This window comes from Nocardia sp. NPDC003482 (assembly GCF_053588115.1).
Genome location: NZ_JBSFPI010000032.1, coordinates 36,590 through 63,567 on the forward strand (window position 1 = coordinate 36,590; position 26,978 = coordinate 63,567).

The window sequence follows — 26,978 nt, forward strand, 5'->3', positions numbered from 1 at the left end:
CCTCTCTGTACTTTTCACTACTCGCTCGGTTGCCCGAGCCGCAGGATTCGATCGATGACATGGGGTTCGAACGACTCGGCGGGGACGTTGTGCGGTCCCTTGAACGTCGCGAGCCGCGAACCGGCCAGCAGTTCGTCCTTCGGCCACGCGCGGGCGTAGGCGGCGCGGCGGCGCCGGCCGAACTCGCCGAATGTCAGGCCCATCGCCGTGCGGACCTTGCCCGACAGCAGCAGCCGCTGCATGCGCACCTCGCGCTCGGCGACGTAGTCGCGGAAGATGTCCTCGGTCCAGCGCGAATGTCCCAGCAGCGCATCGCGAACCAGGCGGGCGTCGCGCAGCGCGATCGAAAGACCCTGTCCCACAACGGGATCGCTCCATCCGGCGGCATCGCCGATCAGGACGGCGCCGGGGCGGGTGATGGTGTCGCACCAGGAGTCGTTCATGGGGAAGAACGCGCAGGGCGTGTTCGGCAGGGCGGGCCGCGCGTTGCCGAAGATGGCGGCGCTGTCGGGAATGCATCGGAATCGGAAGGCGGACAGGAAATCCGCGGCCGCCGTGGCGCCGGAGAATCGGCCCTTCTGATGCGGTGAGTGCAGCAGATACAGGCGCGCGCGGCCGTTCGCGCGGGGGTAGACGAAGTAGAGCAGATCGTCCTCGGTCCCGATGCCGCTGGTGTCCTGACGCCAGCCCTCGATGCCGTCGGCGAGCAGGCCGCCGCCCAGCGAGTTCGCGGGCGTCTGGGTGAGTTCGATGCCCAGCTGTCTGCGCGTCGCCGAGACCCGGCCGTCCGCGCCGACGATCAGCCGCGCGGTGCGCAGGAGTTCGCGGCCGCGCGCCTTGAATCGGACCCGCGGCGCGGCGCCGGCGCTCGCCTCGGTGTCGGTCACCCCGCGGATGACCGCGGCGCCCGCGGACTCCGCGGCCGCGAGCAGCGCCGAACACGCCTCGGGATGGCCCACGTCGAGGACGCCGGGGATGCCCTCGAGCATGGATCCGACATCCAGCGCCACGGCGTCGGCGTGTTCCGGGGTCACGGTCTCGTCGTAGGCGACGAAGCGATCGGCGTAATTGCCGCCCGCTGCCTCGAGTATTTCGAGGACCTTCAATTCCTGGGCTTCGCGCACGCCCCAGCAGTTGATCACCTCACCGCGCACGCGGTCCTGATGGACCGTCTGGCGCTCGAGGATGGTGGTTTCTATTCCGAAAGAGGCCAGCGCATAGCCGAGAGCCGATCCCGCTATCCCGCCACCGATGATGATCACATCCGTATCGGTGACCGCCTCATAACATCTTTCATTCATCTGGAATTATCCTCCGGGCTTTATCCGCCTCTCGGTTTCTCACGCTACGACTGCGGTGAACCATTCACCACAACCAATACTGACATCAGACGAACGAATTCGGCCATGGCCGGAGGGCATGAACGGCATTATTCGAATGCGCCATCACGAATCGGTCACGGGCACGCCGGCGGCTCGAATGGGAGTAATGAGGGATAAGCAGGTGGATTCGAATACGGAATGTTGGGTACCCGCTATCGGCACGCCAGCGGCGAGCATTAGAGAATAGCGCGAACGTGCTGGTCGAATTCATTGTCGGCGTTCGATCCGGCGTGAGATTGCAGATGTGGCACACATTCGGCGTGTGATATAGACTACAGCGGGCGGATGTCCGAGTTCCGCTAGGCTGAAGGCATCGAGCCTGTTCATCTCCGGGGGAATCCATGACCGAATTGACGGACGGCACTGCAATCACCCCCGACGAGAAGCCCCGACACCGCGTGGCGATCGCGCTCGCGCCGAAAATGTCGCTTTTGGAGGTCGCCTCCGCGTACGAGGTGTTCTCCGCGCCCGCGGCCCGTCGTCACTACACCGTGAAGACCTGCGGAACCCCCGCGGCGCACGTCGGCGCGTGGCTGCGCGCGGAGGTCGACGAAACCTACGACGGCCTGCTTTCCGCGGATACCGTGATCGTCCCCGCGTGCAGCGACGAGAATCGTTCCCAACCGGAAATACTTGTCGACGCGGTGCGCGCGGCGCACGAGTCCGGGGCCCGTGTGGTGTCCATTTGCACCGGGGCGTTCACCCTCGCCGCGGCGGGAATTCTCGACGGATTGAGAGCGACCACGCATTGGCGGCACACCGCCCGGCTGGCCGCGGACTACCCGCGCGTGACGGTCGATCCGGACGTGTTGTACGTCGACGAGAAGATGGTTCTGACCTCGGCGGGAAAAGCCGCCGGAATCGATCTATGCCTGTATCTGGTCCGCAAGGACGTCGGCATCGGCGTGTCCAACGCGCTCGCGCGGTACCTCGTCATCCCGCCGCATCGCGAGGGCGGGCAGGCCCAGTTCATCGCACCCCTGGAGGACGACGAGGACGACGAGATCATCGTCCGGGTGCGCGACTGGCTGATGTCGTGCCTGGACATGCCGCTGACGATCGCCGACATGGCCGCGCACGCGCACATCAGCCCGCGGCAGTTGCACCGCCGCTTCGTCTCCACGACCGGGTCACCGCCGTTGCAGTGGCTGCACTCCCAGCGCGTCTTCGCCGCCCAGAACCTCTTGGAGACAACCGATCTGAGCATCGAGCAGATCGCCGCGCGGACCGGCATGGGCACCCCGGCGAATCTGCGCAGGCATTTCGTCAAACACGTGGGGGTCGCCCCGGACGCCTATCGGCGGACCTTCCGGGGCGCGACGACGAGCTGACCGGGATCAGAGGTCGGCGCCCAGCCGGGGGCGGATCGCGAAACCCGCGGCCAGCGCCCGGCGGGTCAGCAGCGGGGTCAGCACCCGCACGCGGGTCCCGGCCGGCGGGAGCGCGACCTCGCGGTAGCCGTGCTCGCCGTCCCAGGCGAAGGCCGTGCCCGCCCACAGCAGCACGTCTCGATCCCGGTGTCGCACAAAGGTTCCGGCGGGCAGGCTGTCGGCCTCGGCGTGCACCGCGGCCGCCAGGCGCTGGCGGTGCAGCAGCGCGTCGAGCGTGCCGACGGTCCCCGCCACCCCGATCGTCGCGGCCTTGTACTCGCGCAGGCGGTGGTGCTGACACTCCCCGCAGGGACGATGCCCGGCCGCGAGGGCGACCGCCTCGTCGAAGAAGAACAGCTCGGTGTAGCGGCGGCCGGGTTGGCGGAAGACGCGCTCCCGGTCGTTGAACGCGAGGTGGCAATAGATCCAGTGCGTGCTCGCCCACGGTCGGCGCGTGGGGGACTCGGGTATCGGGCCGCCGCGGTTGCCCATCCAGGCGCCGCGAAACCCGGCGGCGATGATCTCGCCGCCGGGCAGCACACGGTTTCGGTGCGGCAACGGTCAGACCCGCTCCCTCGTCTGCCGGACCTCCGCCGCCATCGGCGGCACGGCCGCCACCCCGGCGGGCGCGGGGACCACCTTCGGGTCGAGCACCCGCTGCGCGCGGATCAACCACACGAAGAACAGCGCGGCCACCGCGGCCGTGTACAGCAGCAGGCGCACCGGACTGCCCAGGGGAGCCAGCAGCGCGAGCACGAACGACGCGGCGAAACCGACGTAGGTCAGCGCCTGATACACCGCGGTCAACCCGCCCAGGCGCGCCGGATCGGCGATGCTCTGCACCTCGAGCAGCCCGCACACCTGTAGGCATCCGTACGCCACACCGAGCACCAGGCTGCTGACCAGCGCCGTAACCGGACTGGTGAAGCGCACCGCCGCGGCCGCGAGCAGCAGACCCACCACGGTCAGCGAGAATCCGGTCAGGATCAGGTACTGCCGCCCGTGCGCGGCGATCGTCTTGGCCGGTTTCTGCACCAGGATGCCCGCGCCCGCGTTGCAGGTGGTCACCACCGCGGCGAACAGCAGCGCCCAGTTCCGCGTGCTGTCGTGGATGAGCGAGGGGACGTAGGCGAGGATCAGCGCGACCGGGATGAACACCCACGGCGCCAGGGGCACGACGATCATCAGGAACCGCCGATCCCGGACCTCCCGAATCCGCAGTGCCGCAAGGATTCCCGCGTCGGGATTCCTGGTCAGCGTCTCCGGGGTCCGTGCCACGAGAACCAGCGCGGTGCCCGCGAGCAGCAGATGCGGCAGGTAGGGGACGAAGGTCTGGTACGGCGCCCACTGGGCGAGCACGCCAGCGATCAACGGCCCCAACGCGAATCCGATGCCCATCGCCACCGTGAGCCGGCGGGCGCCCTGGGTCACGTCGTGGGATTCGCGGTTGGACAACTCCTTCAGCCACGCCGCGCCGCTGCTGAACGCCGCGCCGCTGGCCACACCGGTGATCAGGCGGCCCGCGATGAGCCAGCCGATGCCCCAGGGACCGGCGATGAGCAGCACCGACGCGAGCAGCGCGGCGAGCATGGTCGGGATCATGACGGCCTTGCGGCCGAAGCGATCCGAGAACGGTCCGCCCAGCAGCAGACCCGGGAGCAGACCGGCGGAATACGCCGCGAAGGTCAGCTGGGTCATGGTGGCGGTCAGGTGCAGCCGGTCGTGGTAGACCAGCAGCAGCGGCGTGAATTGCTGTGCGCCCCACCCCGCGGCCGCGACCGCCGCGGCCGGTTTGATCCACTGGCGAGGGACCCGGGAGGCGCTGATGTCTGACGTCTGCATGAACATCGCTCCTTGCGTCGAAGATTGACGATTTTCGATGTCTTCTCCAGCCTCTCCGGGGCCCTCCGCCCGGACAAGTGGCTGAACTGACGTGATGCGAACGGATCCGGCCGTCTTCATCGGTCCGCCACCAGGAGGCTCTGGGTGACGAGCGCGCACGGTCCCGCGGTGTCGTACAGGGTTCCGACGGCATACGCGGTCCCCGACGGCTCCGCGCGCGTGCGCGAACGCAGCCCGATCCACTCGCCGCGCGGCCAGCGGGCGAAGGTGACGGTGAGATCGACATTGACCACGAACAGCTCGTGCCGATCCAGTTCGAACGCCGCCGCCCAGTTGCTGTCGGCGACGACCAGCGCGCGTGTGAGGGGTGCGTCGGGCACGCCCGCGAGCAACGGCACCCGCTGCCGGGCCCAGACGCAGTCCGGACCCAGCGAGTCGAAGGAGGACCCGGCCGCGGGGAACCGCCACTCCATCGCCGACACGTAGCCGTCGACGTGGGCCTTGCTCATGCCGCGGAACTCCTGCGGTCCGGGCAGCGGCGGCATGGGTTGCTCGTGATCGATGCGCGGGCTGTCCGCCGGACTCTCGCGAATCGCCCACGCCCGCAGGTGCATTCGATCCTTGCCGCCGCTGGACAGCGTGCCCTCGAGGATCGCCGTGCGCGACCCCGCCTTGACCACGCGGGTGCACAGCCGCACGGGAGCGACCGGAACGGGTCCGGCCAGTTCGACCGTGACCCGCGCCAACCGCAGGCCGTGCTCCCCGGCCACCCGATCCAGCGCCCGCGTCAGCAGCGCCGACGGCGGTCCCCCGTGCTGCGCCTGCGCGCTCCACGGGCCCGCGGTCGCCGGGGTGCTGTCGAAGGTGTCGTCCTCCCCCGCGACGGGGACGAAGAACGAACCGGGCAGCTCGTCGATCATCGGCTCGGCCATTCGACCCAGAGCTCCTTCGGCCCGCGGAAGGAGATGTTGCGCGGGAAGGTGAACCTCTGCGGGAGCAGGGTCATCCCGGGGGCGCGCCTGGTCAGCTCCTCGAGGATGACCCGGCCCTCGACCCGGGCCAGCGCGGCGCCCAGGCAGAAGTGGATGCCCTTGCCGAACGCCAGATGGGTCTTGGCGTCGGCCCGGCGGATATCGATGTCGTCGGGATTCTCGAAATGCGACGGATCGTGATTCGCCGCCCCGAGCAACAACAGCACCGTCGCGCCCTCGGGAATGTCGACACCGGCGACGGTGACCTCTCGCGTGGTCCGCCGCCGCCAGGCGATGACCGCGCTGTCGTAGCGCAACATCTCCTCCACCGCGCCGCCGATGAGCGACGGGTCGGCGCAGATCTCGTCCCACAGCGACCGGCGCGTCAGTAATCGGCGCAGCGCGCTGCCCGCGAGGCTGGTGGTCGTTTCGTGGCCCGCGAAACTGAGGCCGAACGTCACATTCGCGATCTCGTATTCGGAGATACTTTCGGGATCGTCCCGGTGCGCTGCCAGCAGATAGCTGGTGAAGTCGTCGGCGGGATTCTTCTTCCGGTATTCGACGAACCGCTGGCAGTATTCCCAGTAGTTCACCATATTGTTCGCGACCTTCGCCTGCTCCGCCTCGGACGGGGCGCCCCAGCTGAATTCGATCCGGTTGCCACACCATTCCTTGATCTGATCGGCGTCCTCTTCGGGAAAGCCGATGAGGGTGGAGACGACGAAGGCGGGCAGCGGATAGGACAGCGCGGCGACCATGTCGACCGGACCGGGTTCGATCTTGTCGATGAGTTCGACGGTCTTCTCCCGCACCTTCGGTTCCAGGGCGGCGATCCGCCGCGCCGAGAAGCCCTTCATGTTCAGCGCCCGGATCCGGGAGTGCATCGGCGGATCGCAGTCCGACATGACCGCCGTGGTGGTGAACTTCTCGACCAGGATCTTCTTGGTCTCGGGGGCGAGATCGAAGACCGGCTGCTGCTGAATCGTGGCCGAGAAGACCGACGGGTTCTTGAAGACCGCCTCGATATCGTCGTACCGGGTCAGGACGTACATGTCCAGGCGCGGCGAATAGAAGATCGGGCCGCGCTCCCGCACCGCGTTCTGATACGCGTACGGGTCGTCGAGGTAGTCCTCGGAAAGGGGATCGAAGTCCGCATCGATAGGACAGGTACGGACGTCGGGCATGATAGTCATCAGTACAAAACCTTGTCGAAATCGTCATTCGGATACACAAACCAGCCTGCGCCCGGGGCATACATAAGTCAATTGCAATTAATCGGACGACCACATAAAATAAATTCATGTCCCTCAGCTTGCGGAAGCTGCAGTACTTCACTCTCGCCGCCGAGAGCGGGCAGATGACCGCGGCGGCCGCGGCGCTGCACGTCTCCCAGTCCTCGATCTCCATCGGCATCTCCGAACTGGAACGCGATGTCGGCAGCCAGCTGCTGGTCCGGCACAAGTCCAAGGGCCTGACGCTGACCGCGGCCGGTCGCGAACTGCTCCCGCACGCGCGGGCGCTGCTGGCCCGCGCGGACGAATTGGTCGTCGCCGCAAGGCATTTCGGCGAATCGATCGGCGGCGACTTCACCGTCGGCTGTTTCACCACGATCGCCCCCTTCGTGCTGCCCGAACTGGTCACCCAGCTGGCCACCACGACTCCCCCGATCCACCTGCACTTCCGCGAGGGCTCCCAGGACGAGCTGCAGGAGGATCTGCTGACGGGCCGATTCGAACTGGCGATCCTGTACGAGACCGGCATCTTCCCCGGCGTCCGCTGCACCCAGCTGTACGCGACCCGCCCGCACGTCATCGTCCCCGGCGATCATCCCCTGGCACAACAACATTCGATCGCCCTCGCCGATCTCGCCGACGAGACGATGATCGCCCTCGACGTCGACCCGAGCCTGGCCTACTTCACCGGCCTGCTGCGAGCGGCCGGGGTGGAACCCCGAATCCGCCACGTCACAAGGGAATTCGAGATGGTCCGCTCCCTGGTAGGCCGCGGCCTGGGCTACTCCCTACTGATCCAGAAGCCCCAGGTCGACTACTCCTACGAGGGCAGACCGGTCGCCGCGATGCCGATCTCCGATCCGGTCGATCCGCTCCCCGTCGTTCTGGCGCGTGCCGAGGAGGTTCAGCTCACGCGGCGGGCGCAGGCGGTGGCGTCGTATTGCGAGGAGGTGCTGTCGCGGACGCATCGACTGGGGGTGGGGTTGGAGATGCCGCGGGAGCCCGATTCGAAGTGACGAATGGTGTGGCTCGCCGGAACCGTTGTGTGACAGGGTTTTTCGTCAGTAGGCGAGCTCGCCGATACCACCGTCCACCCGCAGCACCGTGCCAGCGGTGTAGGCGGACTCGTCCGAGGCGAGGTAGACGGCCGCCTTGGCCATCTCGACGGTCGTCCCGATGCGATGTAGCGGCACGACCCGTTCGAGCTCGTCGTAGATGGCGTCCCGGCGTTCGGCGCCCAGCGGCGTGAAGGTGTCGGTGCGGGTCGGGCCGGGGCTGAGCCCGTTGATCCGGATGCCGCGGTCCTTCAGCTCATAGGTCAGCCCCCGCGAGAGCGACAGCAGTCCCGCCTTGGCCGCGCCGTAGACCGCGGCGTTCTCGTGCCCGACGAAGGCGGAGACCGAGCCGACGACGATCACCGACGACTGCCGCGAGAACAGCGGCAGCAGAGCCTTGATCAGGAAGAAGGGCGATTTGAGGTTGGTAGCGACGAGCGTGTCGAATGCCTGCTCGGTCCACTCCTCGATCGGCAGGTGAGTGACGTCGGCGGCGTTGCACATGAGAATGTCGAGCTTCGGCCATCGCCCCGCCAGCCGCTCGGCGAGCGCCGCCTGACCGGGAATGTCACAGGCATCGCTGCGTATCGGCAACACTCCGTCGAGTTGCCGGGCGGCTCGGTCCAGTTTGTCCTGTGAGCGACCGGTGATCGCGACGGTCGCCCCCTCGGCGAGGAACTGGCGGGCGGTTTCGAAGCCGATGCCGCCGGTTCCTCCCGTGATGAGCGCGTGTTTTCCCGCGAGACGACCCATTGTTTCTCCTTGCCCAGACGACTTTTATGTGACCGTTCCAAAAGTTGCCCGGCCGACGCTACGACTTCTTGAACGCTTAGTCAAGAAGTCGTAGGGTTGGAGACATGCCACGCACCGGACGTCCGCGCGAGTTCGACCGGGACCAGACGCTGACGCGGGCACTCCAGCTGTTCTGGTCCCGCGGTTACGCCACGACATCGATCCAGGACCTGGTCGACGCGCTGGGGGTCGAACGCGGCAGTCTCTACGGCGCGTTCGGCGACAAACGCCGCTTCTATCTGGACGCGGTCCGGCTGTATTGGGATGTGTACGAGCAGCACCTGCTCGCCGTACTCGACGCTCCCCGTCTCCTGCCCGCGCTGCGGGAGATCCTAACCCATCCCGCGCGGGTGGACGAGGTGATCTCCGAGGTGGGTACCCCGAACGGATGCCTGATGGGCAATACCGCCGCCGAACTCGTTCCGCACGACAACGAGGCGACCGAACTCGTCGCCCGCTCCTACTCCCGCTTCACCGAGATCGTCACCGAGGCCCTGCGCCGGGCCCAGGCCACCGGCGAAGTCACAGACAGCGCCCCACCCGACGCGCAAGCTCGACTACTGCTCTTCGTCGTCCAGGGACTCTCGCTGGTCTCGCGAGCGGGTCTCGACAAGACCGCCGCTCTGGCCGCGATCGATACCGCGATCGACGCGTTGCGAGCGCGGCCGGGCCCCGCGGAATGACGCCTCATCCCGGAACCCGTTGAGCTGTCGGCATTTACGGCGTGGTTGCGCTCAGACCTGTGTGCGGCTGTCGTAGCGGCGTTGCGCGGCGCGGACGACGTCCATGTTCTCCTCCGCCCAGTTTTTCACCGCGGCGACCACGGGGAGAAGGCTGCGGCCGAGCGGGGTCAGTGAGTAGTCGACGCGGACGGGCACCTCGGCAGTGACCGCGCGGTCGACCAACCCGCCCCGTTCCAGCGAACGCAGGGTCTGCGTGAGCATCTTCTGGCTCACCCCCGCGATGCGGACGCGAAGTTCGCCGTGCCGCTTCGGACCGTCGGCAAGGGCCGTGAGGACGAGGGTCACCCATTTGTCGCTGATCGTCGCCAGCAGTTCGCGCGTCGGGCAGGCGGCGACGAACGCGTCGTACTCCACCTTCGCCCGCTGCCTCCGCTCCGCCGCGGTTCGCGTTGTCACTCCTCGCCTCCACCCTTCGGACCAGCGCGGACACCCCTCGGTGCGCTAGGCACTTTCCGGTTCCTACTTACCGACAGAGACCGGCCGCTCCTATCTTGACCGTGCGCGTCACCGAATACAAGGAGGAACGATGCGATCGATCGTCAATGCCCCCGGTACACCGAATCTCGTGGAATTCCAGGATGTTCCGGATCCGACCCCAGCCCCGAATCACGCCGTCGTAGCCGTCCGAGCGTTCTCGATCAACCGCGGCGAACTGGCCCTGCTGAAGGCTCGCCCGGCCGGTTGGCGCCCGGGCCAGGACATCGCCGGAGTGGTGGTCGAGGCCGCCGCCGACGGCAGCGGGCCCGCGGCCGGAACCCCGGTCGTCGGAGCGGCGGAGGAGGGTGGGTGGGCCGAGAGGGTGACGGTTCGCACCGATCAGCTCGCGGCCGTGCCCGAGGAGGTGAGCCTGGACATCGCGGCGACCCTGCCCATAGCGGGAATCACCGCCCTGCGAACCCTGCGGCTCGCCCGGGATCTCCTGGGTCGAAGGGTGCTTGTGACCGCCGCCAGCGGGGCGGTGGGGCGTTTCCAGGTCGAACTCGCCGCCGCCCGGGGTGCCGAGGTAACCGCCGTCGCGGCATCCGAATACGCCGCGGAACTGGCCGATCGGGGCGCGACGACCGTCGTCTCCACGATCGAGGACGCCCCCGGCCGCTACCACGTGGTCAGTGAATCCGTGGGCGGCAAGTCCCTGTCCGCGGCGATCTCGAAGGTCGAGCCGGGCGGCCTTGTCCTCCTCATCGGCACTACCTCCGGTGAGCCGGGTGCGGTCAGCATCTACGACTTCATCGGTCACGAGGGGGCGCGCATCCAATCGTTCCTCTCCTATGCCAGCGGGCCTTTCGGAGCGGACCTCGGTCTGCTCGTGTCGCTTGTTGCGAAGGGGATTTTGCATCCCAGGATCGGCTATGCCGGGGCCTGGGAAGACCTGCCCGACGCGTTGCGCGCTCTGGCGGAGCGTCGGGTGAAAGGTAAAGCGGTGCTGATCATCTCGTGAGTTTCGTTTGTAACGCTGGCCTTGCTCGTACGATTCACGATGCTGGCGACGAATACCCTTGGCATGGAAGGCATTCGGTCGGCGCATGAGCGAACGGAAAGACACATCGAGGTTGTTCATGAGGCCCACAGCCGCATTGGGCGTCGTACTGGCCTCTGCCGCACTGACACTCGGTTTCAGTGACGGCATCGCAACCGCGGATGGCGACGAGTGGGAGGGTGACCACACCGCGATCGACCCGCAGCTGTGCATCGACAACGGCGGTTCTGTGGAGGGCAGTATCTGCGTGGGGGGCAGCTACACCGGATACATCGTCGTTTAGGGGCATGGGCTCACCTGGCCTCCGATCGCCCCCTCTAGCGGGCATCCGCCGCTCGACCGCGATTGCGACGAGTCGTGTCCGCGCTCGAATCTCTTCGTCCCGCAACGAGTTCAGAATACTCCAGACTCCTCGCACCCTGAGCTACATGGTCGGCAACGATGCGAGGATCTCCGCGGTGTGAACACCCGAGCATGAAAAATGGCCCGGGTCTGAGAGACTTCCGTCTCCCAGACCCGGGCCGCTTGTAGCGGGGACAGGATTTGAACCTGCGACCTCTGGGTTATGAGGAGTATTGAAATAGAGAACATTATTGAATATGGCATTCCATAACCGCTGATAGAACCATCCAATGCTTGAAACGTTCCCCACAAATGAGCTTCGATGGTGAGTTGTGGTCGAAATTTTCGGACACTTTCCGGACCCTCTCCCAGCCCTCGGTGCCCCGTTTCGAGCAGGAGGCCGTCGGCGTGTTCCGAGAGCGACACGCCAACGACTTTTCGACGCTGGCGAACTGCTGGCAATCGATTGCTTTCGCGCTCGCGGGTTGCGGGGAGCACTCGAGGAGCCGGATGGTGGTGCGGCATTTGGCGGGCTCACCCCCGCGCGTGCGGGGAGCACGAAGTCGATGTCGTCGGCGGCCGCGGTCCGCTGAGCTCATCCCCACGCGTGCGGGGAGCACTTCTTCACGGCGGCGTGCGTGTTCGTCGTGGTGGGCTCATCCCCGCGCGTGCAGGGAGCACGCCCGCTGAGGATTGGTGGAAGGATAGTCGGAGGGCTCATCCCCGCGCGTGCGGGGAACACGTTCTGCCGCAGCCGATCCCATCTGGTTCGTCGGGCTCATCCCCGCGCGTGCGGGGAGCACCCGCGGAGTTGCGGGCCCTGGCGGACGGGTCGGGGCTCATCCCCGCGCGTGCGGGGAGCACGATCCTGCTGTCGCTGTACGCGAACAGCGAGAGGGCTCATCCCCGCGCGTGCGGGGAGCACTCGGACGGTTTTCCCTCTGAAAGACCGCTGGCAGGGCTCATCCCCGCGCGTGCGGGGAGCACAATTAGCGCAGGCCCATGCGTCGCTGACCGCCGGGCTCATCCCCGCGCGTGCGGGGAGCACAATGCTGGTGTGACCGTGACGATTCCGCGGCGGGGCTCATCCCCGCGCGTGCGGGAAGCACACAGCGGATTCCACCACGCGCCGCCGGGCTCAGGGCTCATCCCCGCGCGTGCGGGAAGCACTTGAGCATCAAGGCGACGCGCTTCGTCGCGGTCGGCTCATCCCCGCGCGTGCGGGAAGCACGCTGGCCCTGCCGAGCTGGGATGCGTTGCAGCAGGGCTCATCCCCGCGCGTGCGGGGAGCACACAACGTCTTCCACGGTCCGGTCCTCGGCGTCGGGCTCATCCCCGCGCGTGCGGGGAGCACATGCGTGATCTTGACTTGGCGAAGGCTCGCCTGGGCTCATCCCCGCGCATGCGGGGAGCACTCGGGGAACAGCATCCGGTAGTCGGCCGGGTCGGGCTCATCCCCGCGAGTGCGGGGAGCACGCAGCAGTGACGCCGACGCCGTCGTTCTCGCTGGGCTCATCCCCGCGCGTGCGGGGAGCACGGTGTCGAGCAGGGCGGCGTATCCGCGGGCGCGGGCTCATCCCCGCGCGTGCGGGGAGCACCCAGCTGTGGACTTCCTCCTCCGTGGGAATGGGGGCTCATCCCCGCGCGTGCGAGGAGCACACTTAATGACCTGCGGCGATGCAGCGCCATTGCAAGAATCTCATTCACTTTCCTTCGAGCGTCCGGATAGTCGGTGTGTCGAGAACCTCGGCGTGTCGAGTTGGATCGCTGGCGGGGGGCGGGAACGCGGGGTTGGATTCGGTCCGATAATCGGGTGTCGTGGTGGTGGTCTTGCGTGCGGCGGCGACGGCTTTGGCGGCGGTGAGCAGCGTGTGGCCGTGCTCTTGATCTTGGTCGTCGAACAGGGTGTGGAGAAGATGTGCAGTGGGGTCGGGGTCGGAGAGGCGGTAGAGGAGGTAGGCGAGCCAGGCGATGTGTCCGTGGTGGATCCAGGTGTGTTCGGGTTGGTCGGCGTGCGGTGCGATTCGTCGTTCGGCGCGGCGTGGGGTGGTCGGGTCGAGGACCTGCAGTAGGGCTGTGTCGTCGTGGATGAGGCTGTTGATCGCGAGGTTGCGTGCGGAGTTGGGTATTGCGGGTTCGTGTTGGCGGATCAGCGTGTCCAGGGCGCCGATCGTCTCGATTTCGCCCGCGCACCAGGCCGTGTAGACCCGGCGCAACAGGGCGTCGCGGCGCTGATGGGAGGTGAGGATCGGCAGCTGGGTGGCCGCGTTCGGGGCGGTGGGTTCGGCCACCGATTCCCTCGGACCTAGGAGGGCTGACGGCGTGTCTGATGGGTCGGGGTGGGTCCGGGCTGGGCGGGTGCGCAGGCGGATGTAGGTGACGGGGGGTTTGTCCGCGCTGGGGCGGCGCTGGCTGATTTCGGCGATGTCGAGGGCTTGTACGAGGGGTTTCAGTTTGGGGTAGCCGTAGGTCCGAGTGTCGAAGTCGGGTTTTGTTTTCGACAGATACAGCCCGACCGCGCCCAGATGCGCCCATCCGTCCTCGTCCGAGGACGCGTCCACCGCCTCGGTGATCAGCGCGACGACGCTGGGATCGACGGCGGGTGCGGGGGTTCGGGCGCGGCTGGCGCCGAATTGTCCAGGCGGAGCGAGGTTTTCGGCGTAGACGAATCGGTCGCAGGCGGAGACGAAGGCCCGCGGTGTTTTCCGTTCTCCGATCCCGAGTACGGTGAGGCCGGATTCGCGTAACCGCGCGGCGAGGCGGGTGAAATCGGAGTCGCTGCTGACCAGGCAGAAGCCGTCGAATCGGCCCGAGTACAGCAGGTCCATCGCGTCGATGATCAGCGCGGCGTCGGTGGCGTTGCGGCCGGTGGTCCAACGGAACTGCTGCACCGGCTGGATCGAGAGGTTCAACAGTCGCGATTTCCAGCCGGTCAGGTTCGTACTGGTCCAGTCTCCGTAGGCTCGCTTCACATGAGCGGTTCCCAGTTTCGCCACCTCCGCCAACAACGCCTCGGCGATCGTCGGTGAGGCGTTGTCAGCGTCGATCAGCACGGCCCACCGCAGCGACGTCTCGCTCGCCATATCGCTCCTCCCCGCGCCACAACCCGCCTGACACCATTGTCACGACCGCACGCCGGACCACGCGGGACAACGGCGGGGATCGGATGAATACCGGAACATCTATGTCGGGTCGCGCCCCTAGTTCTGCAACGCCCGTCGGCAACTCTCGGCCAGAGGGCAGCGCGAACACGCTGCCCTCTGGCAGGGAGTCGTCGTGTCGCCGACCGTTGCGGCCGTCGGTGGGTCCTAGAGGTTGGTGATCACCTCTCCCCCTGCGGGATCGTGGGCCAGCGCGATCAGCCCGCCAGCGCGCTGGCGAGTTGCCCCGAGGCGGCGTACCCGGTGGCTGTGCACATCGACGTAGCGAGGCGATTGGGTGATGCTCTCGAACGTACGCGGCGCATCCCCGCGCGTGCGGGGAGCACCAGCGGTGCCGGATCGCGCGCGAGCACGCCCGGGGCTCATCTCCGCGCGTGCGGGGAGCACTTGCCCGGCATCCTGAATTGGCTGTTGGACGGGGGCTCATCCCCGCGCCAGCGGGGAGCACGTCTTGGGAGTGCTGCTGACAGCGGTCACCGCGGGCTCATCCCCGCGCGTGCGGGGAGCACGCGGTGATCGCGGCGGCGCGCACGGTGCGCAAGGGCTCATCCCCGCGCGTGCGGGGAGCACCGCGTACACGGGGGCGGGCAGGATGGCGGCGAGGGGCTCATCCCCGCGCGTGCGGGGAGCACCTCAATGCCGCGATGGATGCGAATCCCATCGGCGGCTCATCCCCGCGCGTGCGGGGAGCACGTCGCCGAAATCGGGGCGGAAACTGCGCACCGTGGGCTCATCCCCGCGCGTGCGGGGAGCACTGGTCGGCCATCAACACGGTTCTCTCCCTTCGGGGCTCATCCCCGCGCGTGCGGGGAGCACGCATCAACCACGCATCACTGATCGCGCGGATCTCGGCTCATCCCCGCGCGTGCGGGGAGCACGACAACTCCCCGATCGTGTGTCCGGGGTCGGAGGGCTCATCCCCGCGCGTGCGGGGAGCACAGCGGACTTGGCTTCTCAGGGGTCGGCGGAGCGGGCTCATCCCCGCGCGTGCGGGGAGCACATCTACGTCACTGCGCCCCGCGACACCCCTCACGGCTCATCCCCGCGCGTGCGGGGAGCACCACCTTTTCCACCGTCCGGTGCAGATGGGGGAGGGCTCATCCCCGCGCGTGCGGGGAGCACGCTCGTGGCCGCGGTCATCGCTGATCCTCGTCGGGCTCATCCCCGCGCGTGCGGGGAGCACGAGGTGGGCGGTGATCTGGTCTTCGTCGAGCGGGGCTCATCCCCGCGCGTGCGGGGAGCACCAGCTGCCCATGGTCGCTCCGTTCGATCGTCGGGGCTCATCCCCGCGCGTGCGGGGAGCACCGGGTGGTCCATGTCGAGGCCGCGCTGGAGAGGGGCTCATCCCCGCGCGTGCGGGGAGCACGTTCTCGGGTCTCGTCGTCGGTGAGGGGCATGGGGCTCATCCCCGCGCGTGCGGGGAGCACCCCGGCGGCGCCACGATCCGCCCCGGCGACCAGGGCTCATCCCCGCGCGTGCGGGGAGCACACTTCTTGACCTGCGACGTTGCAGCGCCATACGAAGAATTTCATTCACTTTCATTCGCCTGACCTGATCATCGGCGTGTCCAGAATCTCGGCGTGTCGAGACAAGACGCCAACCTGGGAAACCGACGGCTGCGATTCTGCGACGATGACCTATTCCTCACCGTCGGGATGCTCCCCTGCCGACCGCTGGCCCCGGTTCGCTCTCCGGGCCCCTTTGCGATACCTACTGGCTTTGCTCCACCCCGCACGCGGCCCGGTCGGTGTAACCGCACCGGTATGCGGCCGCCGCATGAGATGAATGCCATCGATATCGACCGGCTCCCATTCGTGGCGGTGCACCCGAAACGCGAGACGTTGTTCGGAGTGGGTCGAGTAGATCATGATCGCGCGCCCGTCCTTGGACAGTTCCACCACCCGTTGCCACGCCAGTTCACGAACCCGGGCGGGCAGCACGCCGACGAACACTCCGGGGCTGATCTCGAGGAGCCAGCGGGTCAGGTGTCCGCGGAGGCCTGCCGGGCAGGCGCTGAGCACGAGGACTACCACGGCACTTCGTCTTCGTCGGTGTAGGAGATGCCGCCCGCGACAGTGCCTTTGCGGTCCCAGAGTTCGACGACGTCGGTGTCCCACTGCTCCGCGGCGTCGGGTTGGTCGGGCAGCAGCAGGGCGTGGATGTCTTTGCAGCAGCGTTCGAGCAGGTTCCCGGCGTGGACGGCGTCGCGGACCGCGCGGCGGGTCGCGGCCGGAATGTCTTCTGCGCCTTCGGATACCACGTCGAACGCGACCGGGATCGCGTAGTCGGCCTTGTACAGGTCGGCGAGATCGAACACGAACGAGCGGTCATGGCCGGTATGGACGAAACCGAGGCCGGGTGAGCAGCCCAGCGCGACGACCACCGCGTGCACGATCCCGTACAGGCAGGTGGTCGCCGCGGACAGGGCTTGGTTCACCGAGTCGCCGCGCGGGCTGGGCGGGCGCCGGTAAGTCGTTCGAATCGTAGTGGCGTCAGGTCCATCCGAGGTCCCCACCAAGGCGGGGAGGTAACCCGATGTCGCGATGTTGTCAGGTGCATCCCCGAAGAGCCGGGGCGAGTCGATACAGCGACTCTCTCACATTGCCGCGGATCAGGCGAAGACTTCAATGCTTCTCCAGTCCACGCTTAGGACTGTAGGAAAGTCCTCGAGGTTCGTTGAGGCAGGCACCTTCTGGGCTCAGGATCATGGTGTGGATCCTGGAGAAGGGCCCGTGCTCGCGAAGCGGGCTCCAGGTATCGGGTCTGGGGAGCCCCTTGTGGCCGAACCATCGGGCTGGGAGGGAGATCGTGTTGAGCAGGATGTCGCGCTGTTGCTGGCGTCGTCGGGCGATCTGTTCCGGTGTCCTTGCGGCGGAATGGGATTCGAGGTCCGCGGGCAGCAGTCCGGCGGGGTCGTAGGTGTAGGTCTGGTCGGGCTGTCGGTAGAGGATCACGGCGGTGTAGTCGTCGTCGCCGAGGCGGGAGCGGGCTCGGATGCCGGTGGCGCCGGTTCCTTCTCCGTCGCCGTGGGCGGAGTCCGAGGCGAGTTCTTCTATATGCGTTGCGGTTCCGTCGTGGCCGAAGGGTTTCACCTCGTGGTTCGACGCTTGGGCTCGTTCCTCGGCCAACTCTGCCTGCCAGGCGGCCCAGGTGCGGTCGAGCAACTGGCCCAGAGGTCCGCGGCCAGTCTGTTTCGGCCCGTAGACCGACTCGATCAGCGCCGCGCTGTCGTCTGGGCTCACGATGTGGATGGTGTCGGTTCCGTGAATGTGGCAGGTTTCGCACTCGCGTCGTTCGAGCCGAGCTGTCAACGTCTTCCAGGTCGCCGCGAGCGTGTAGGGCGCGTAGACGTAGGCGTCGCCCGTGCCGGGGCGCTGGGTGGAATTGTCGAAGGGCTCCACTACGGGCAGGCCCTTGTGGGTTCGGTAGAGCACCGTGAGTTCCGGGCGACGGAAGGACGCCCGCCGTTCCGCGTCGTTGATCGTGTGCCTGTGGAGGCGTCCGCGGCGCTGGATGAGCAGATCGATCGGAGCGAGATCGCTGACGATCCAGTCGAAGTCGATATCGAGGGACTGTTCGATCACCTGGGTGGCGATGACTATCAGGCGGTCCGGGCGTCGCGGATTTCGATGTCGGCGATCGTCGCCGGGTCCGATTTCCTCGACGAGACGTTGTTCGAGGGGCAGGCGGTCCCTCGGCATCATGCGGCCGTGGAGGAGGATTATCTCGTCGGCCGCCCACCCTCGGTGGCTTGCTTGTGCGATAACCGCGGCGTGCAGGTCGACGGTCGGCTGGACGCGGGTGCGGATCACTCCAACTATCCCGCCCGCCTCTACGCGGTCGAGCAGCATGGTGGCCAAACGTGTTGTGCCCGGGTCGTTTTCGAGCGAGACGACGGTGTGCAACCGGGAAGGTGGTTCGGCGGGACCGCCGCGCCGCACTCGGCCTGCCGCGTCGACCATCATGATGGGGCCGATCTCCGCGGGGTCGTCGACGTCGGTTTTGTGTCCTTCACACCAACCGGCGGTCAGTGCGGAGCGAACCGAGTCCGGCAGCGTTGCCGAAAGAACCACGATCGAGGCGCCCGCGTTGGCCAGCCATGCGACCGCTGTCTGCAGGAGTTGCTGTTGGTACAGCTCGTAGGCGTGGGCCTCGTCGATGATGACCGTTTTGCAAGCCAGGCCCAGCATGCGGAGAAACCAATGACTGGACGGTTGCGCCGCGAGAACGATTTGGTCGACGGTGCCGACTCCGAACGGGGACACCAGGCCGAGGCAGCGGCGCAGGTACCAGGGGTCGAGCACGACTCGGGACTCCTGCGTCGGCTCGGCTTGCCCGTTCATTGTTGGTTCGATGGCGGAGGCCAGGTCCTCGAAGTCCGGCCCGCTGAGTCGGGCAGCCTCGAGCAGTTCGTGCACGATCGGTGTGGCGGCGGCGGTTCCGTGCACGACGGCGAGGTTCGCGGTGGTGGCCTTGTCCAGACCGGCGGCGATGAATTGGCGAAGTTCGAGGGCGATCTGGTTGGTGGCCGCGCGCGTCGGCATCGCCATGTACAGACCGGTGTATCCGCATGTGCGAGCCAGGTGAAGAGCACACCACAGCGCGGCGCGTGTTTTGCCCGATCCGGTGTCGGATTCGATGACCGTCAAGGCCGGGCCTCGATCCGGTAGAAGGTCCATCACGGCCCGTTGAAAACCCCGCGGTTCGGTATTGGGCCACAACTCCGGCCACGTCACGTCCCGTGGTTGCCACCGAACGAGTCGCAAGGCGGTCACTGCGGCCGCGGCCTCGGATTGGGATGCCGCCCACCAGTTTTCGACCGAATCGGTCGCGACGCGGTAGGTGAAATGGCTCTCGCTGGATGCAACCCAGTCGGCCAGAACCACAAGTCCGGCGAACAAGGTCAGCGCTGCGGGCTCGGTGAAACGCACGGCCCGCTTGATCTCCTGCAGGTCGACTCCCACTCGTGCCGCCACGCAAGCCAGGAGGTCGGCGTAGGTCGAGGTCCAACGAGCCGCGGGCGCGGCGGCATAGGCCAAGTTCACAGCGCGCTTGCGGGGAATATGTCCATGATGTCCGGCGAGCAGAAATGCGACGGTGTGCAAATCTTTGTATTCTTCGCCGCTGCCATCGCATTCGGCGCATTCGCAGTCCAGAAGACGTGCGAGATGCGCGGCGGTGATGTGCTCGTGGCGCGCCTTTCGCGCCCGATCCGGTCTGTCGGCGAGCGGCAACCCGGATGATCGTGCTTGCGCTTCCCACTTCTTGCGCTCCTCGGCGAGGCCGTTCGTTTTCCCGCGAGTCGTCCCGAATTGATGAAGGAAGCAATCCGAGGCTTTACCCAAGTCGTGCAGCGCTACGAGGAACGCGACGATGGATCGTGCACGCAGTTCGTCACCGCCGCCGAACGCTTGGGCGAGCCGAACCCGGACGGGCGCAGGCAGATACCGATCCCACAGCTCCAAAACCACTGCGGCAACGTCGAACATGTGCACAGGGAGGGGATTCCAGGCGGGCCCGCCCCGTGCCCGGGAAATACCATTCCGGTCGGTTTTAGCCCATGGCATCCGCCACGCATTCGATTCGTTCACCGAATCCCTTCCTTCGAACGTTGTTAGGGCAGTACGCTTCTCACGCCTGAGCCGGAGGATGAGATACCGAAGGACAAAATTGCAACATCCACCCTCTCCCGTTGTCGTCGAGGCCACCGCTCCACGGTGGGACCCGCGCACTGAAGCATGCACCCCGGTACTGACATCAACGGGACGACCCGACATGCTCGGCCTCGCAGACGTTCTCCGCCAGGCCGAATCCCTCCGAGCGGTGTCCGGAACGACGCCCGGTGAGATCGTCGCGATAATCGAGTACCTGCTGGGGATTTGTTACGCCTCGGGCACCTATCCGCGATCCTCGAGCCAGTGGACCCAGTGGGTCCGAGGCCGCCAATCACTCAGTGCCGCAACACAGTGGCTGCTCGAACAGCCCAATCAACACTGGAATCTGTTCGACCCCGCCACTCCGCTCGGTCAAAACGCCCTGCTCGCCGCCCATCTCGACGAACACGGTTGTGGCCCAGCGCAACTCGTACTCGAGCAAGCGGGCGACTACCTCCAGTTCTTCGATCACCATCATCTCGAGCACCCCCAGCCCCTCCCCGCGGACGAAGCGTTCCGAGCGATGCTCGTCCAACACGCCTACGGCCCCGGCATGCGCGGCCGAATCAGCGGCAAGCTCCTGGGAAAAACACTCAACAACCTCGCTACCGGCCGACTCGCCACCCGCATCCGTGTTCTCGCATTAGGCGAAACCCTGGCCGACACACTGCGTTTGAACCTGCACCCCTACCCCAACGAGCCGGGAATCTTCAACACCACCTGGACCCAAACCGACCGCCGCCGGTTCGATCAGAAACCCACCGGCCGTACACCACGAGGTCCGGCCGACCTGCACAGCCTGCTCGGGCGCTCCATCCTGCTGCGTCCCCTGCGCCGAGCCGACGGCTCACTCGCCGTGGATCGAGTGCTCGTCGGCGCCGGCGAACTTCTCGCACCCCTACCCGACACCTATCTCCAGGACGCGGTACTCGTTCCCCTCGGCAAGACCGATTCCGCGCCCCTACGCCCGACCGCGAACAAGGCGCTCTGGCGAGAAGCTCACGCTCTCTACGCGGCCGTCGCCGAGAATCCCAAGGACAACGACCTCTACAGTCGGCTCACCGACCTGCCCGGCGCTCGGATCCGGCTGTGGGCCGTCGGTCTGGTCAGCGAGGACAACAAGCTCCTCACCTGGCTCGCCGACAGCTTCCCGTTCGTGAACGGGCGCGAACAGGGCCTGTGGGACGCGGCCAAACACGGTTCCGACGTCGCCGACTTCGTCGCCGAAGCTTTGCGCAAGGCCGCGGACACGGCTCGGTTGCTGGCATATCCGAACGCCAACCCCGAGCACAAGAAGCACCAGCTACAGCGTTTCGACGCCCGCGCCGAGCACTTCGCCGCCGCGGCAGCGCCGTTCCACCAGATGCTCGAAGCGGTCGCCGACGGCGAATCCGCCGAGGACGCGGCCGACGATTTCGCGCGCACCACGGTGCACACCGCACACCGACTTCTCGAGCACCGCCTCGACACGCTGCCGCCGAACTCCCGCGGCTTCCGCACGCGCGCCGCCGCGCAGAACAGGCTCGGCCTCGAACTCCGACGCGCCTACGCGCCCCGACCCATTCGAGAGGTAGTCGCCTCATGACCGCCGTCAGCGCTCCCCAACCGGAGGACGACGCCACATCCGTCCCGGAGCCACCGACATCCGCCGTGCGATTCAGCCGCTGGCTCGCAGGTCTCGTTCGCGCCCACGATCTCGGCGCCCTCGCCGACCTACGCCGCCCCGGCGCGCTGGATCTACGCCGCGGCGGACCGATCACCCCAAGCCACCTCATCGCCGCGTCGTTCGCACCGGTCGAAAAAGACCGCGCCACATACGAATTCGTCGCTTTCTTGTTCGCCCGCTATCACGCCGGACGCGCACGGCCTTCCACCGGGTACGGCAGTGTGGGCACGGCGCTGCGCAAAATCGGTGGCGGCGGCAGATTCGGTCCTGAGGATCCCGGTGCCGCTCGGCTGATGGCTCGAATCTCCGCCTCCCGCAACGTTCCTCGCAGGCACCTCCAGCACGCGATAGAGCGAGCGCGCAGCGCCGAAACGATCCCCCCGAACTGGGCCGCGTTGACCGAAGACCTCACCCGCTGGAGCGCTCCCGGCCGGGCAGTGGCCTACCGCTGGGCTCGCGATTTCTACACCCCCACCAGAACCATCAACGGAGAGAGCAAGTGACCAAACCGAATCACGATCGACCGCAATACCTTTCGCTGCATCTGCTGGAGACGCTCGCCGCGGCGCTCCCCGTCCGCGACGAGAACGGTCAAGCCAAAATGATCGTGTTCGGCAACCACGAACGCCACATGATCACCAGTCAAGCCCGCCGCCGAGCCGAACGCACCCACTCCCGCCGCCGCGCCAACCACAACGAAGGACCGCTCGCGGGCTACACCATGGGCCTCCGCACCCGGGAATGGGCATTGCGGACCGCCAACGCTCTCGTCACCGACCACAAATGGAACAAGGACGAGGCGATACTCACCGCACGCACCTGCCTGGAAGCGTTCGGATTGAAGTTCGGCGACAAACCCACCACCGTCAATCTCACCAAAGTCCTGCTCTTCGCCCCGGAAAACGCCGGACAGGAGATCGCCAAGGACCTCGACGCCAACCGCATCGAAGTAGCAGCATGGCTCACCAAATACCTCGAAACCAAAGAAGCGCTCGCGAAAGCCGAAGCGAGCAAGAAGACGAAACGACGCAAGACCACGACAGCCGCGGAGGTAGACGCAGACACCACGGAGGACGCGGACAAGCCCGACGACACCAAGCTGCCGCCGCTACCGAAAGCGATCAGAACGTCGATCCTGACCGCGCTCGCGCCGCGTGACGCCATCGACATCGCGCTCTACGGCAGGTTCCTCGCCGAGATCCCCGACTCACCCAACGTCGACGGCGCCGTCCAGACCGCCCACGCCTTCACCGTGCACACCGCCGAACAACTCGACGACTTCTACGCCGCCGCCGACGACGCCAAACTCGACCGGAAAGCGAACGCACTCGACTTCCTCGACGCCGCAGACGATTCCGGCGCGGGCATGACCGGCTACCAAGCGCTGATCTCCGGAACCTTCTACCGCCACGCCGTACTCGACCGCCGTAAGCTGCGCGCCAACCTGCGTGCCGCGGGCATGACCGAGGACCAAGCCGACAAGGCCGCCGACGCCGCCGAGGCCGAATTCGTCGAATCCTTCGTGAACGCCTTTCCCGAAGCGAAACGCAACAGCACCGCCTCCACCGGAACGCTTCCCAACCTCGTCCTGGCCTTCGACGGCAAACGCCCGTTCAACTACGCCGCCACCTTCGAAAATCCCATCGACACAACCGAACAGCAATCGGTGGCCCTCACCGCCGCGGCACGCCTGCTCGACCACCATGCCCTGGTTGTCCGCAAACGTCCCGACATCCGCCCCGGAAAAATCCTGACCTACGACCTCGACATCACCACCATGCTCCAGGCCCGCGCGACCGCCGGAACGCTCCCGTGCACCGAAGTCGACGCCATCGACCAGCTGATCGACCAATGACCACGACCGCCGACGCCTGGGTCCTGCTCATCCGGCTGGCAGGACCTCTTCAATCGTGGGGCAGCGTCTCGCGGTTCGCGCACCGCGACACCGAACTGCATCCCACCAAAAGCGGCGTGCTCGGAATGTGCGCCGCCGCACTGGGTTTGGACCGCGACGACCCACTCGGCGACCTCACCGAACTCCGATTCGGCGTTCGAGCCGACCACCCCGGCACCCCCGTCCGCGACTACCACGTCATCGGAGGCGGCTCCTATCCACTTCGCCCGCGCGACCTACTCCTCGACCACCGCAGAGCCGACCGCGCGCAACCGTCCTCCAGCGAAACCTCCGGACCGGAATTCGGCGACTACACTCTCGAAAACTGGTACGGCGCACCGAAATACGTGATCCGGGACCCCCAATCGGGAGCCTTGATCACCCGGACCGAAGCCCTCACCCGCGACGCCATGATCACCACCCGCTGGTATCTGTCCGACGCCGCGTTCGTCGCCGCCCTCGAACACCACGACCGCGCCTTCCTCCACCACATCGCCGCCGCGCTCGAACAACCCCGACAACTGCTGTGGCTCGGCCGAAAAGCATGCCCCCCGTCGGGCGAACTCGCGGGCGGAGTGCATCCCGGAACCCTCGAAACGGTCCTCTCGACAACCGCACTCCTACCGAAACCCTCAGCCGCTCAACAAAATACCGCTGCCCCTCATCGCTGGGCATGGATCGAAACCACACCCGACACCCCCGGTGCCGCCCCCGTGCTCGACCAGCCGGTCAGCTTTTCCCCCGACCATCGCGCACACACCACACGGTGGGAAACCCGCATCCGTATCTCCCCGCAGCCGGACATCGAATGGAACCTCATCCCGTGACCAGCACATCGGCCACGAAAGCCGACTCCGCCCGATTCGTCACCACCCACAGCATCCTCACCCTCGACGCCCGCCACCCCTTCACCACCAAATCCCTCCTCGACGCGCAGGAAATGCACCGCACCGTCATGAGCGGATTCCGCGGCTGGGTGGAAAACGGCCAAACCGCCGCCCGCCAACTCATGGGAGTCCTGTCCACCTGGACCGTCGACCTCAAAACCGGCACCCTCGTACTCGTCGTCCAAGCCAACGTCCCCGCCGACTGGAATCAAATCCCCTCCGCCGCACGCAAAGACGCCCCCCGCACCATCACCGTCGACAAGATCATCCGACTCGGCGACACCTACCAATTCCGCACCGTCGTCAACCCGACCCGTGACCGCAAAGTCCCCAAAAGCCCCGACACCCCCGACGACAAAATCCGGCAACGAACCGCGCACAAAACACCACGCTGGGTCGAAAGCTGGTTCACCGACCGCTTGCAAGCCCCCGACCAACCACCCATAGCCCCCAACGGCCTCCGCCGCATCGGCGCCACCGCCGACCCCAAAACCCTCTCCGTCCGCGTGCTTCCCACCGTCTCCTCCGCATCCCACAACCACCCCGGGCTCCGCATCGCCCGCGCCGAGGTGAAAGGACGACTCACCGTCACCGACCCAACCGCGTTCGTGCACAGCCTCACCCACGGAATCGGCCGGGCTCGCGCGTACTCCGCGGGGCTGCTGCTCATTCGAGATTGAGATGTATCTCGACGTCGCAACCTAGGGTTCATCACCCCACACCTGGGAAGCATCGTACTGGCGAAATACCACAGACCGAGCCACCAGGCTCATCCCTGCGTATGCGGGCACTCGCGCGGTCGGGCGCTCCGGCCGCGACGTTGGGCTCCTCCCGCGCGTGCGGGAACACTCGGTCTTCAAGTTCATGCCCAGCTTGTCGGGCGGCTCTTCCCCGCGTGCAGGGAGCACCTGTCGCCGTGGGTCGCGCTGATCACTGTCCTGGGCTCATCCCCGCGCCTGCGGGGAGCACATCGCCAAGAGCGAGGCCGCCGACGAGCGTTGGGGCTCATCCCCGCGCGTGCGGGGAGCACGTGTGCGAACCCATGCGACACGTCACCCTGACGGGTTCATCCCCGCGCGTGCGGGGAGCATGTTATCTACGTAACAGAGGGGGCCATCTCCACACGTGCGAAGAATAGGGTTGCGTGAGTTCGCTGGTGTTTCCGAGCGCCTTTCAGGCGAGGATGAACATCACCTTGCATTTTCGGCCGAATCTCACGATCGCCGTCCCGGCACAACTATCGGTCCAGTCAGTCAATCAGCACTACTTCACGAAACCGCTGCTTACCGTTCGAAAGATTCTCGACGACAGCCAAGGTGTTGCCCTTCTTCTTCTCAGACTCGATGAAGTTCCACACCGCGATCGCGCGCCGGATGGCCTCCGTCACACTGATCCTTTTTTCCTCCGCCCACCGGCGTAGCACTGCGGCTACGTCAGGTGCCAGGTTGATGGATAGCCTAACCACTTCGGCGCGGCCTGCCGACGGATTAGCCTGGTCCTGAGTGCGGTCCTGTACAGACATGTACGCTCTCCTACTTTCAAATGAGCAGTTCATCATGCACCTCGGTGCATGGCCACCCCTTCTGGAGGCGGCATAGACTGTCGGTAACGGTCCTTGGGGATGGCCGCGCTGGTGAGCCTCGCAGCCCTCGGTCCCTCACCGTGGGACCCATCGGAGCGACGCTCCTCGACCTTCCCCTTGGCATAGTCTTTTCGATACACAGAAGGGGCAGGGTGGGGGTGCGTGCACCCAATGGCCGACGACGACAATAAAAGCATCCAGACCACTGGCGACATCCACGAGGATGAGTCGCCACAAAGCGGGGTCGACAACATTATTGGCCTGTCATATGGATTTCCGTGTCCACAGTGCGGCAACACATTGGCGTGCGTCTGCAATTCCTGTGAAGGCGCTTCCTAATGCCACATAACTCCACGCCTGACGATGAGCCCGCCCTCTCAGAGCCTGATGCTCAACCATACGAAGAAATTCTCGCCCCTCACAACGGAGACGACGCGTCCCCCTTCCTGATCGACGAGAATGTCGTCCCGGCCAGGGGAACCGTCGGCGCCACCGTCGGCGAGCCTCTGCATCAACATCGGTTCGGTCTCGCACGCTGGTTAATTGCGCTAGTAGCTATTATTGCAATCGCCCTGATCATTGCGATTATATTTGCCCCAACCGATCACCTTGCGGCGGTGAAATTCATGGTCCCCATCATCTTCACCCCGCTGGCTTCCCTTCTCACCTACTGTGTCGCTTGGTACTTTTTCCGAAAATCGCCCTAAACACCAACCTCCTTGATCGCGGCTTCGTTAGACCGTGTCTCACATGGATGTGATTCGTTTTCTGTGCGTTGAGATCGGTTGTGTTGCATCATGATCAGTCGTGGTTGATGCGTTGTCGTTGCGGTTGGTGCCGGATGAGTTGTGGGAGTTGGTCGAGCCGTTGTTGCCGGAGTTCCGGGCGCGTCCGCAGGGGGGTGGGGTGTCGCCGGTGGATCAGCGGG

The 26,978-nt window shown here is 66.4% G+C and carries 23 protein-coding genes and 2 CRISPR repeat arrays; of the genes, 11 read left to right on the top strand and 12 right to left on the bottom strand.

Translation table 11 applies throughout. The features are described from left to right. Positions 1 to 17 precede the first annotated feature (17 nt). Positions 18 to 1,301, bottom strand: coding sequence for an FAD-dependent oxidoreductase (locus tag ACWDSJ_RS34160; protein ID WP_450036903.1), 1,284 nt, complete (start codon positions 1,299 to 1,301; stop codon positions 18 to 20). Positions 1,302 to 1,723: 422 nt separating this feature from the next. Between ACWDSJ_RS34160 and ACWDSJ_RS34165 the strand changes: the two genes are divergently transcribed. Continuing rightward, positions 1,724 to 2,713, top strand: coding sequence for a GlxA family transcriptional regulator (locus tag ACWDSJ_RS34165; RefSeq protein WP_450036905.1), 990 nt, complete (start codon positions 1,724 to 1,726; stop codon positions 2,711 to 2,713). Positions 2,714 to 2,719: 6 nt separating this feature from the next. Here ACWDSJ_RS34165 and ACWDSJ_RS34170 read toward each other — a convergent pair whose 3' ends face one another. From ACWDSJ_RS34170 to ACWDSJ_RS34185, 4 genes are all read right to left on the bottom strand, one after another. After that, positions 2,720 to 3,310 (bottom strand): hypothetical protein, encoded by a 591-nt coding sequence (locus ACWDSJ_RS34170; protein ID WP_450036907.1) that lies wholly within the window; start codon positions 3,308 to 3,310, stop codon positions 2,720 to 2,722. Positions 3,311 to 3,313: 3 nt separating this feature from the next. Further along, positions 3,314 to 4,594, bottom strand: coding sequence for an MFS transporter (locus ACWDSJ_RS34175; protein ID WP_387370508.1), 1,281 nt, complete (start codon positions 4,592 to 4,594; stop codon positions 3,314 to 3,316). A 116-nt stretch (positions 4,595 to 4,710) separates the two neighbouring features. Continuing rightward, positions 4,711 to 5,526: a thioesterase family protein gene (locus ACWDSJ_RS34180; protein WP_450036908.1), complete on the bottom strand. Its 816-nt coding sequence runs from the start codon at positions 5,524 to 5,526 to the stop codon at positions 4,711 to 4,713. Continuing rightward, complete coding sequence (locus ACWDSJ_RS34185; RefSeq protein ID WP_450036910.1) at positions 5,511 to 6,758, bottom strand: cytochrome P450; 1,248 nt, start codon at positions 6,756 to 6,758, stop codon at positions 5,511 to 5,513. Before ACWDSJ_RS34185 ends, ACWDSJ_RS34180 begins: the two co-directional genes overlap by 16 nt. A gap of 107 nt (positions 6,759 to 6,865) precedes the next feature. On the opposite strand from ACWDSJ_RS34185, the gene ACWDSJ_RS34190 reads away from it, so the two are divergent. After that, positions 6,866 to 7,813 (top strand): LysR family transcriptional regulator, encoded by a 948-nt coding sequence (locus ACWDSJ_RS34190; protein ID WP_450036911.1) that lies wholly within the window; start codon positions 6,866 to 6,868, stop codon positions 7,811 to 7,813. A gap of 45 nt (positions 7,814 to 7,858) precedes the next feature. Here ACWDSJ_RS34190 and ACWDSJ_RS34195 read toward each other — a convergent pair whose 3' ends face one another. Further along, a complete protein-coding gene (locus ACWDSJ_RS34195) occupies positions 7,859 to 8,605 on the bottom strand; it encodes an SDR family oxidoreductase (RefSeq protein ID WP_450036913.1) in 747 nt (248 codons plus the stop codon). A gap of 104 nt (positions 8,606 to 8,709) precedes the next feature. Between ACWDSJ_RS34195 and ACWDSJ_RS34200 the strand changes: the two genes are divergently transcribed. Next, on the top strand, positions 8,710 to 9,327 hold the full coding sequence (locus ACWDSJ_RS34200; RefSeq protein WP_450036914.1) for a TetR/AcrR family transcriptional regulator: 618 nt from the start codon (positions 8,710 to 8,712) through the stop codon (positions 9,325 to 9,327). A gap of 51 nt (positions 9,328 to 9,378) precedes the next feature. On the opposite strand, the gene ACWDSJ_RS34205 is transcribed toward ACWDSJ_RS34200, so the two are convergent. Next, positions 9,379 to 9,783 carry a winged helix-turn-helix transcriptional regulator gene (locus ACWDSJ_RS34205; RefSeq protein ID WP_450036916.1) on the bottom strand — a complete coding sequence of 135 codons (405 nt, stop codon included), beginning with the start codon at positions 9,781 to 9,783 and terminating at the stop codon, positions 9,379 to 9,381. Between the two features lie 130 nt (positions 9,784 to 9,913). On the opposite strand from ACWDSJ_RS34205, the gene ACWDSJ_RS34210 reads away from it, so the two are divergent. Together ACWDSJ_RS34210 and ACWDSJ_RS34215 are read left to right on the top strand one after the other, a co-directional pair. After that, complete coding sequence (locus ACWDSJ_RS34210; protein WP_450036918.1) at positions 9,914 to 10,825, top strand: zinc-binding dehydrogenase; 912 nt, start codon at positions 9,914 to 9,916, stop codon at positions 10,823 to 10,825. Between the two features lie 85 nt (positions 10,826 to 10,910). After that, entirely contained in the window at positions 10,911 to 11,147 is a 237-nt protein-coding gene (locus ACWDSJ_RS34215; RefSeq protein WP_450036919.1) for a hypothetical protein, read from the top strand. Positions 11,148 to 11,736: 589 nt separating this feature from the next. Continuing rightward, positions 11,737 to 12,865: direct repeats of the CRISPR family, unit length 29 nt; unit sequence GGGCTCATCCCCGCGCGTGCGGGGAGCAC. A gap of 44 nt (positions 12,866 to 12,909) precedes the next feature. Here the strand turns inward: ACWDSJ_RS34215 and ACWDSJ_RS34220 are convergent. The 4 genes from ACWDSJ_RS34220 to cas3 form a co-directional block, all read right to left on the bottom strand. Continuing rightward, positions 12,910 to 14,289: an NYN domain-containing protein gene (locus tag ACWDSJ_RS34220; protein ID WP_450036920.1), complete on the bottom strand. Its 1,380-nt coding sequence runs from the start codon at positions 14,287 to 14,289 to the stop codon at positions 12,910 to 12,912. Between the two features lie 375 nt (positions 14,290 to 14,664). After that, a CRISPR array of direct repeats spans positions 14,665 to 15,855; the repeat unit is 29 nt; unit sequence GGGCTCATCCCCGCGCGTGCGGGGAGCAC. Positions 15,856 to 16,004: 149 nt separating this feature from the next. Then, positions 16,005 to 16,400, bottom strand: coding sequence for a type I-E CRISPR-associated endoribonuclease Cas2e (gene cas2e, locus ACWDSJ_RS34225; RefSeq protein ID WP_450036921.1), 396 nt, complete (start codon positions 16,398 to 16,400; stop codon positions 16,005 to 16,007). Continuing rightward, on the bottom strand, positions 16,394 to 16,882 hold the full coding sequence (locus ACWDSJ_RS34230) for a CRISPR-associated endonuclease Cas1 (RefSeq protein WP_450036932.1): 489 nt from the start codon (positions 16,880 to 16,882) through the stop codon (positions 16,394 to 16,396). The genes cas2e and ACWDSJ_RS34230 overlap by 7 nt, the downstream gene beginning before the upstream one ends. Positions 16,883 to 16,991: 109 nt before the next feature. Then, positions 16,992 to 19,934, bottom strand: coding sequence for a CRISPR-associated helicase Cas3' (cas3, locus tag ACWDSJ_RS34235; protein WP_450036934.1), 2,943 nt, complete (start codon positions 19,932 to 19,934; stop codon positions 16,992 to 16,994). Positions 19,935 to 20,016: 82 nt separating this feature from the next. Here cas3 and ACWDSJ_RS34240 point away from each other — a divergent pair, with 82 nt between their 5' ends. From ACWDSJ_RS34240 to ACWDSJ_RS34260, 5 genes are read left to right on the top strand one after another with little or no spacing between them, the layout of a single operon-like run. Then, a complete protein-coding gene (locus ACWDSJ_RS34240) occupies positions 20,017 to 21,606 on the top strand; it encodes a type I-E CRISPR-associated protein Cse1/CasA (protein ID WP_450036923.1) in 1,590 nt (529 codons plus the stop codon). Then, positions 21,603 to 22,190, top strand: coding sequence for a type I-E CRISPR-associated protein Cse2/CasB (casB, locus tag ACWDSJ_RS34245; RefSeq protein WP_450036924.1), 588 nt, complete (start codon positions 21,603 to 21,605; stop codon positions 22,188 to 22,190). The genes ACWDSJ_RS34240 and casB overlap by 4 nt, the downstream gene beginning before the upstream one ends. Beyond that, positions 22,187 to 23,542: a type I-E CRISPR-associated protein Cas7/Cse4/CasC gene (locus ACWDSJ_RS34250; protein WP_450036925.1), complete on the top strand. Its 1,356-nt coding sequence runs from the start codon at positions 22,187 to 22,189 to the stop codon at positions 23,540 to 23,542. Before casB ends, ACWDSJ_RS34250 begins: the two co-directional genes overlap by 4 nt. Next, on the top strand, positions 23,539 to 24,408 hold the full coding sequence (cas5e, locus tag ACWDSJ_RS34255) for a type I-E CRISPR-associated protein Cas5/CasD (protein ID WP_450036926.1): 870 nt from the start codon (positions 23,539 to 23,541) through the stop codon (positions 24,406 to 24,408). Before ACWDSJ_RS34250 ends, cas5e begins: the two co-directional genes overlap by 4 nt. Beyond that, positions 24,405 to 25,148 carry a type I-E CRISPR-associated protein Cas6/Cse3/CasE gene (locus tag ACWDSJ_RS34260; protein WP_450036927.1) on the top strand — a complete coding sequence of 248 codons (744 nt, stop codon included), beginning with the start codon at positions 24,405 to 24,407 and terminating at the stop codon, positions 25,146 to 25,148. Before cas5e ends, ACWDSJ_RS34260 begins: the two co-directional genes overlap by 4 nt. 569 nt (positions 25,149 to 25,717) lie before the next feature. Here ACWDSJ_RS34260 and ACWDSJ_RS34265 read toward each other — a convergent pair. Further along, entirely contained in the window at positions 25,718 to 25,990 is a 273-nt protein-coding gene (locus tag ACWDSJ_RS34265) for a hypothetical protein (RefSeq protein ID WP_450036928.1), read from the bottom strand. Between the two features lie 398 nt (positions 25,991 to 26,388). Between ACWDSJ_RS34265 and ACWDSJ_RS34270 the strand changes: the two genes are divergently transcribed. Next, a complete protein-coding gene (locus ACWDSJ_RS34270; RefSeq protein ID WP_450036929.1) occupies positions 26,389 to 26,757 on the top strand; it encodes a hypothetical protein in 369 nt (122 codons plus the stop codon). Positions 26,758 to 26,978 lie beyond the last annotated feature (221 nt).

Excerpts from the sequence above, each read along its gene's own strand:
- ACWDSJ_RS34265 (WP_450036928.1), bottom strand. The coding sequence starts at position 25,990 with ATGTCTGTACAGGACCGCACTCAGGACCAGGCTAATCCGTCGGCAGGC.
- ACWDSJ_RS34270 (WP_450036929.1), top strand. The coding sequence starts at position 26,389 with ATGCCACATAACTCCACGCCTGACGATGAGCCCGCCCTCTCAGAGCCT.
- ACWDSJ_RS34175 (WP_387370508.1), bottom strand. The coding sequence starts at position 4,594 with ATGCAGACGTCAGACATCAGCGCCTCCCGGGTCCCTCGCCAGTGGATC.
- ACWDSJ_RS34240 (WP_450036923.1), top strand. The coding sequence starts at position 20,017 with ATGAGATACCGAAGGACAAAATTGCAACATCCACCCTCTCCCGTTGTC.
- cas5e (WP_450036926.1), top strand. The coding sequence starts at position 23,539 with ATGACCACGACCGCCGACGCCTGGGTCCTGCTCATCCGGCTGGCAGGA.
- ACWDSJ_RS34200 (WP_450036914.1), top strand. The coding sequence starts at position 8,710 with ATGCCACGCACCGGACGTCCGCGCGAGTTCGACCGGGACCAGACGCTG.
- ACWDSJ_RS34180 (WP_450036908.1), bottom strand. The coding sequence starts at position 5,526 with ATGGCCGAGCCGATGATCGACGAGCTGCCCGGTTCGTTCTTCGTCCCC.
- ACWDSJ_RS34195 (WP_450036913.1), bottom strand. The coding sequence starts at position 8,605 with ATGGGTCGTCTCGCGGGAAAACACGCGCTCATCACGGGAGGAACCGGC.
- ACWDSJ_RS34210 (WP_450036918.1), top strand. The coding sequence starts at position 9,914 with ATGCGATCGATCGTCAATGCCCCCGGTACACCGAATCTCGTGGAATTC.
- ACWDSJ_RS34220 (WP_450036920.1), bottom strand. The coding sequence starts at position 14,289 with ATGGCGAGCGAGACGTCGCTGCGGTGGGCCGTGCTGATCGACGCTGAC.
- ACWDSJ_RS34215 (WP_450036919.1), top strand. The coding sequence starts at position 10,911 with ATGAGCGAACGGAAAGACACATCGAGGTTGTTCATGAGGCCCACAGCC.
- casB (WP_450036924.1), top strand. The coding sequence starts at position 21,603 with ATGACCGCCGTCAGCGCTCCCCAACCGGAGGACGACGCCACATCCGTC.
- ACWDSJ_RS34165 (WP_450036905.1), top strand. The coding sequence starts at position 1,724 with ATGACCGAATTGACGGACGGCACTGCAATCACCCCCGACGAGAAGCCC.
- cas3 (WP_450036934.1), bottom strand. The coding sequence starts at position 19,934 with ATGCCATGGGCTAAAACCGACCGGAATGGTATTTCCCGGGCACGGGGC.
- ACWDSJ_RS34185 (WP_450036910.1), bottom strand. The coding sequence starts at position 6,758 with ATGACTATCATGCCCGACGTCCGTACCTGTCCTATCGATGCGGACTTC.
- ACWDSJ_RS34160 (WP_450036903.1), bottom strand. The coding sequence starts at position 1,301 with ATGAATGAAAGATGTTATGAGGCGGTCACCGATACGGATGTGATCATC.
- ACWDSJ_RS34190 (WP_450036911.1), top strand. The coding sequence starts at position 6,866 with ATGTCCCTCAGCTTGCGGAAGCTGCAGTACTTCACTCTCGCCGCCGAG.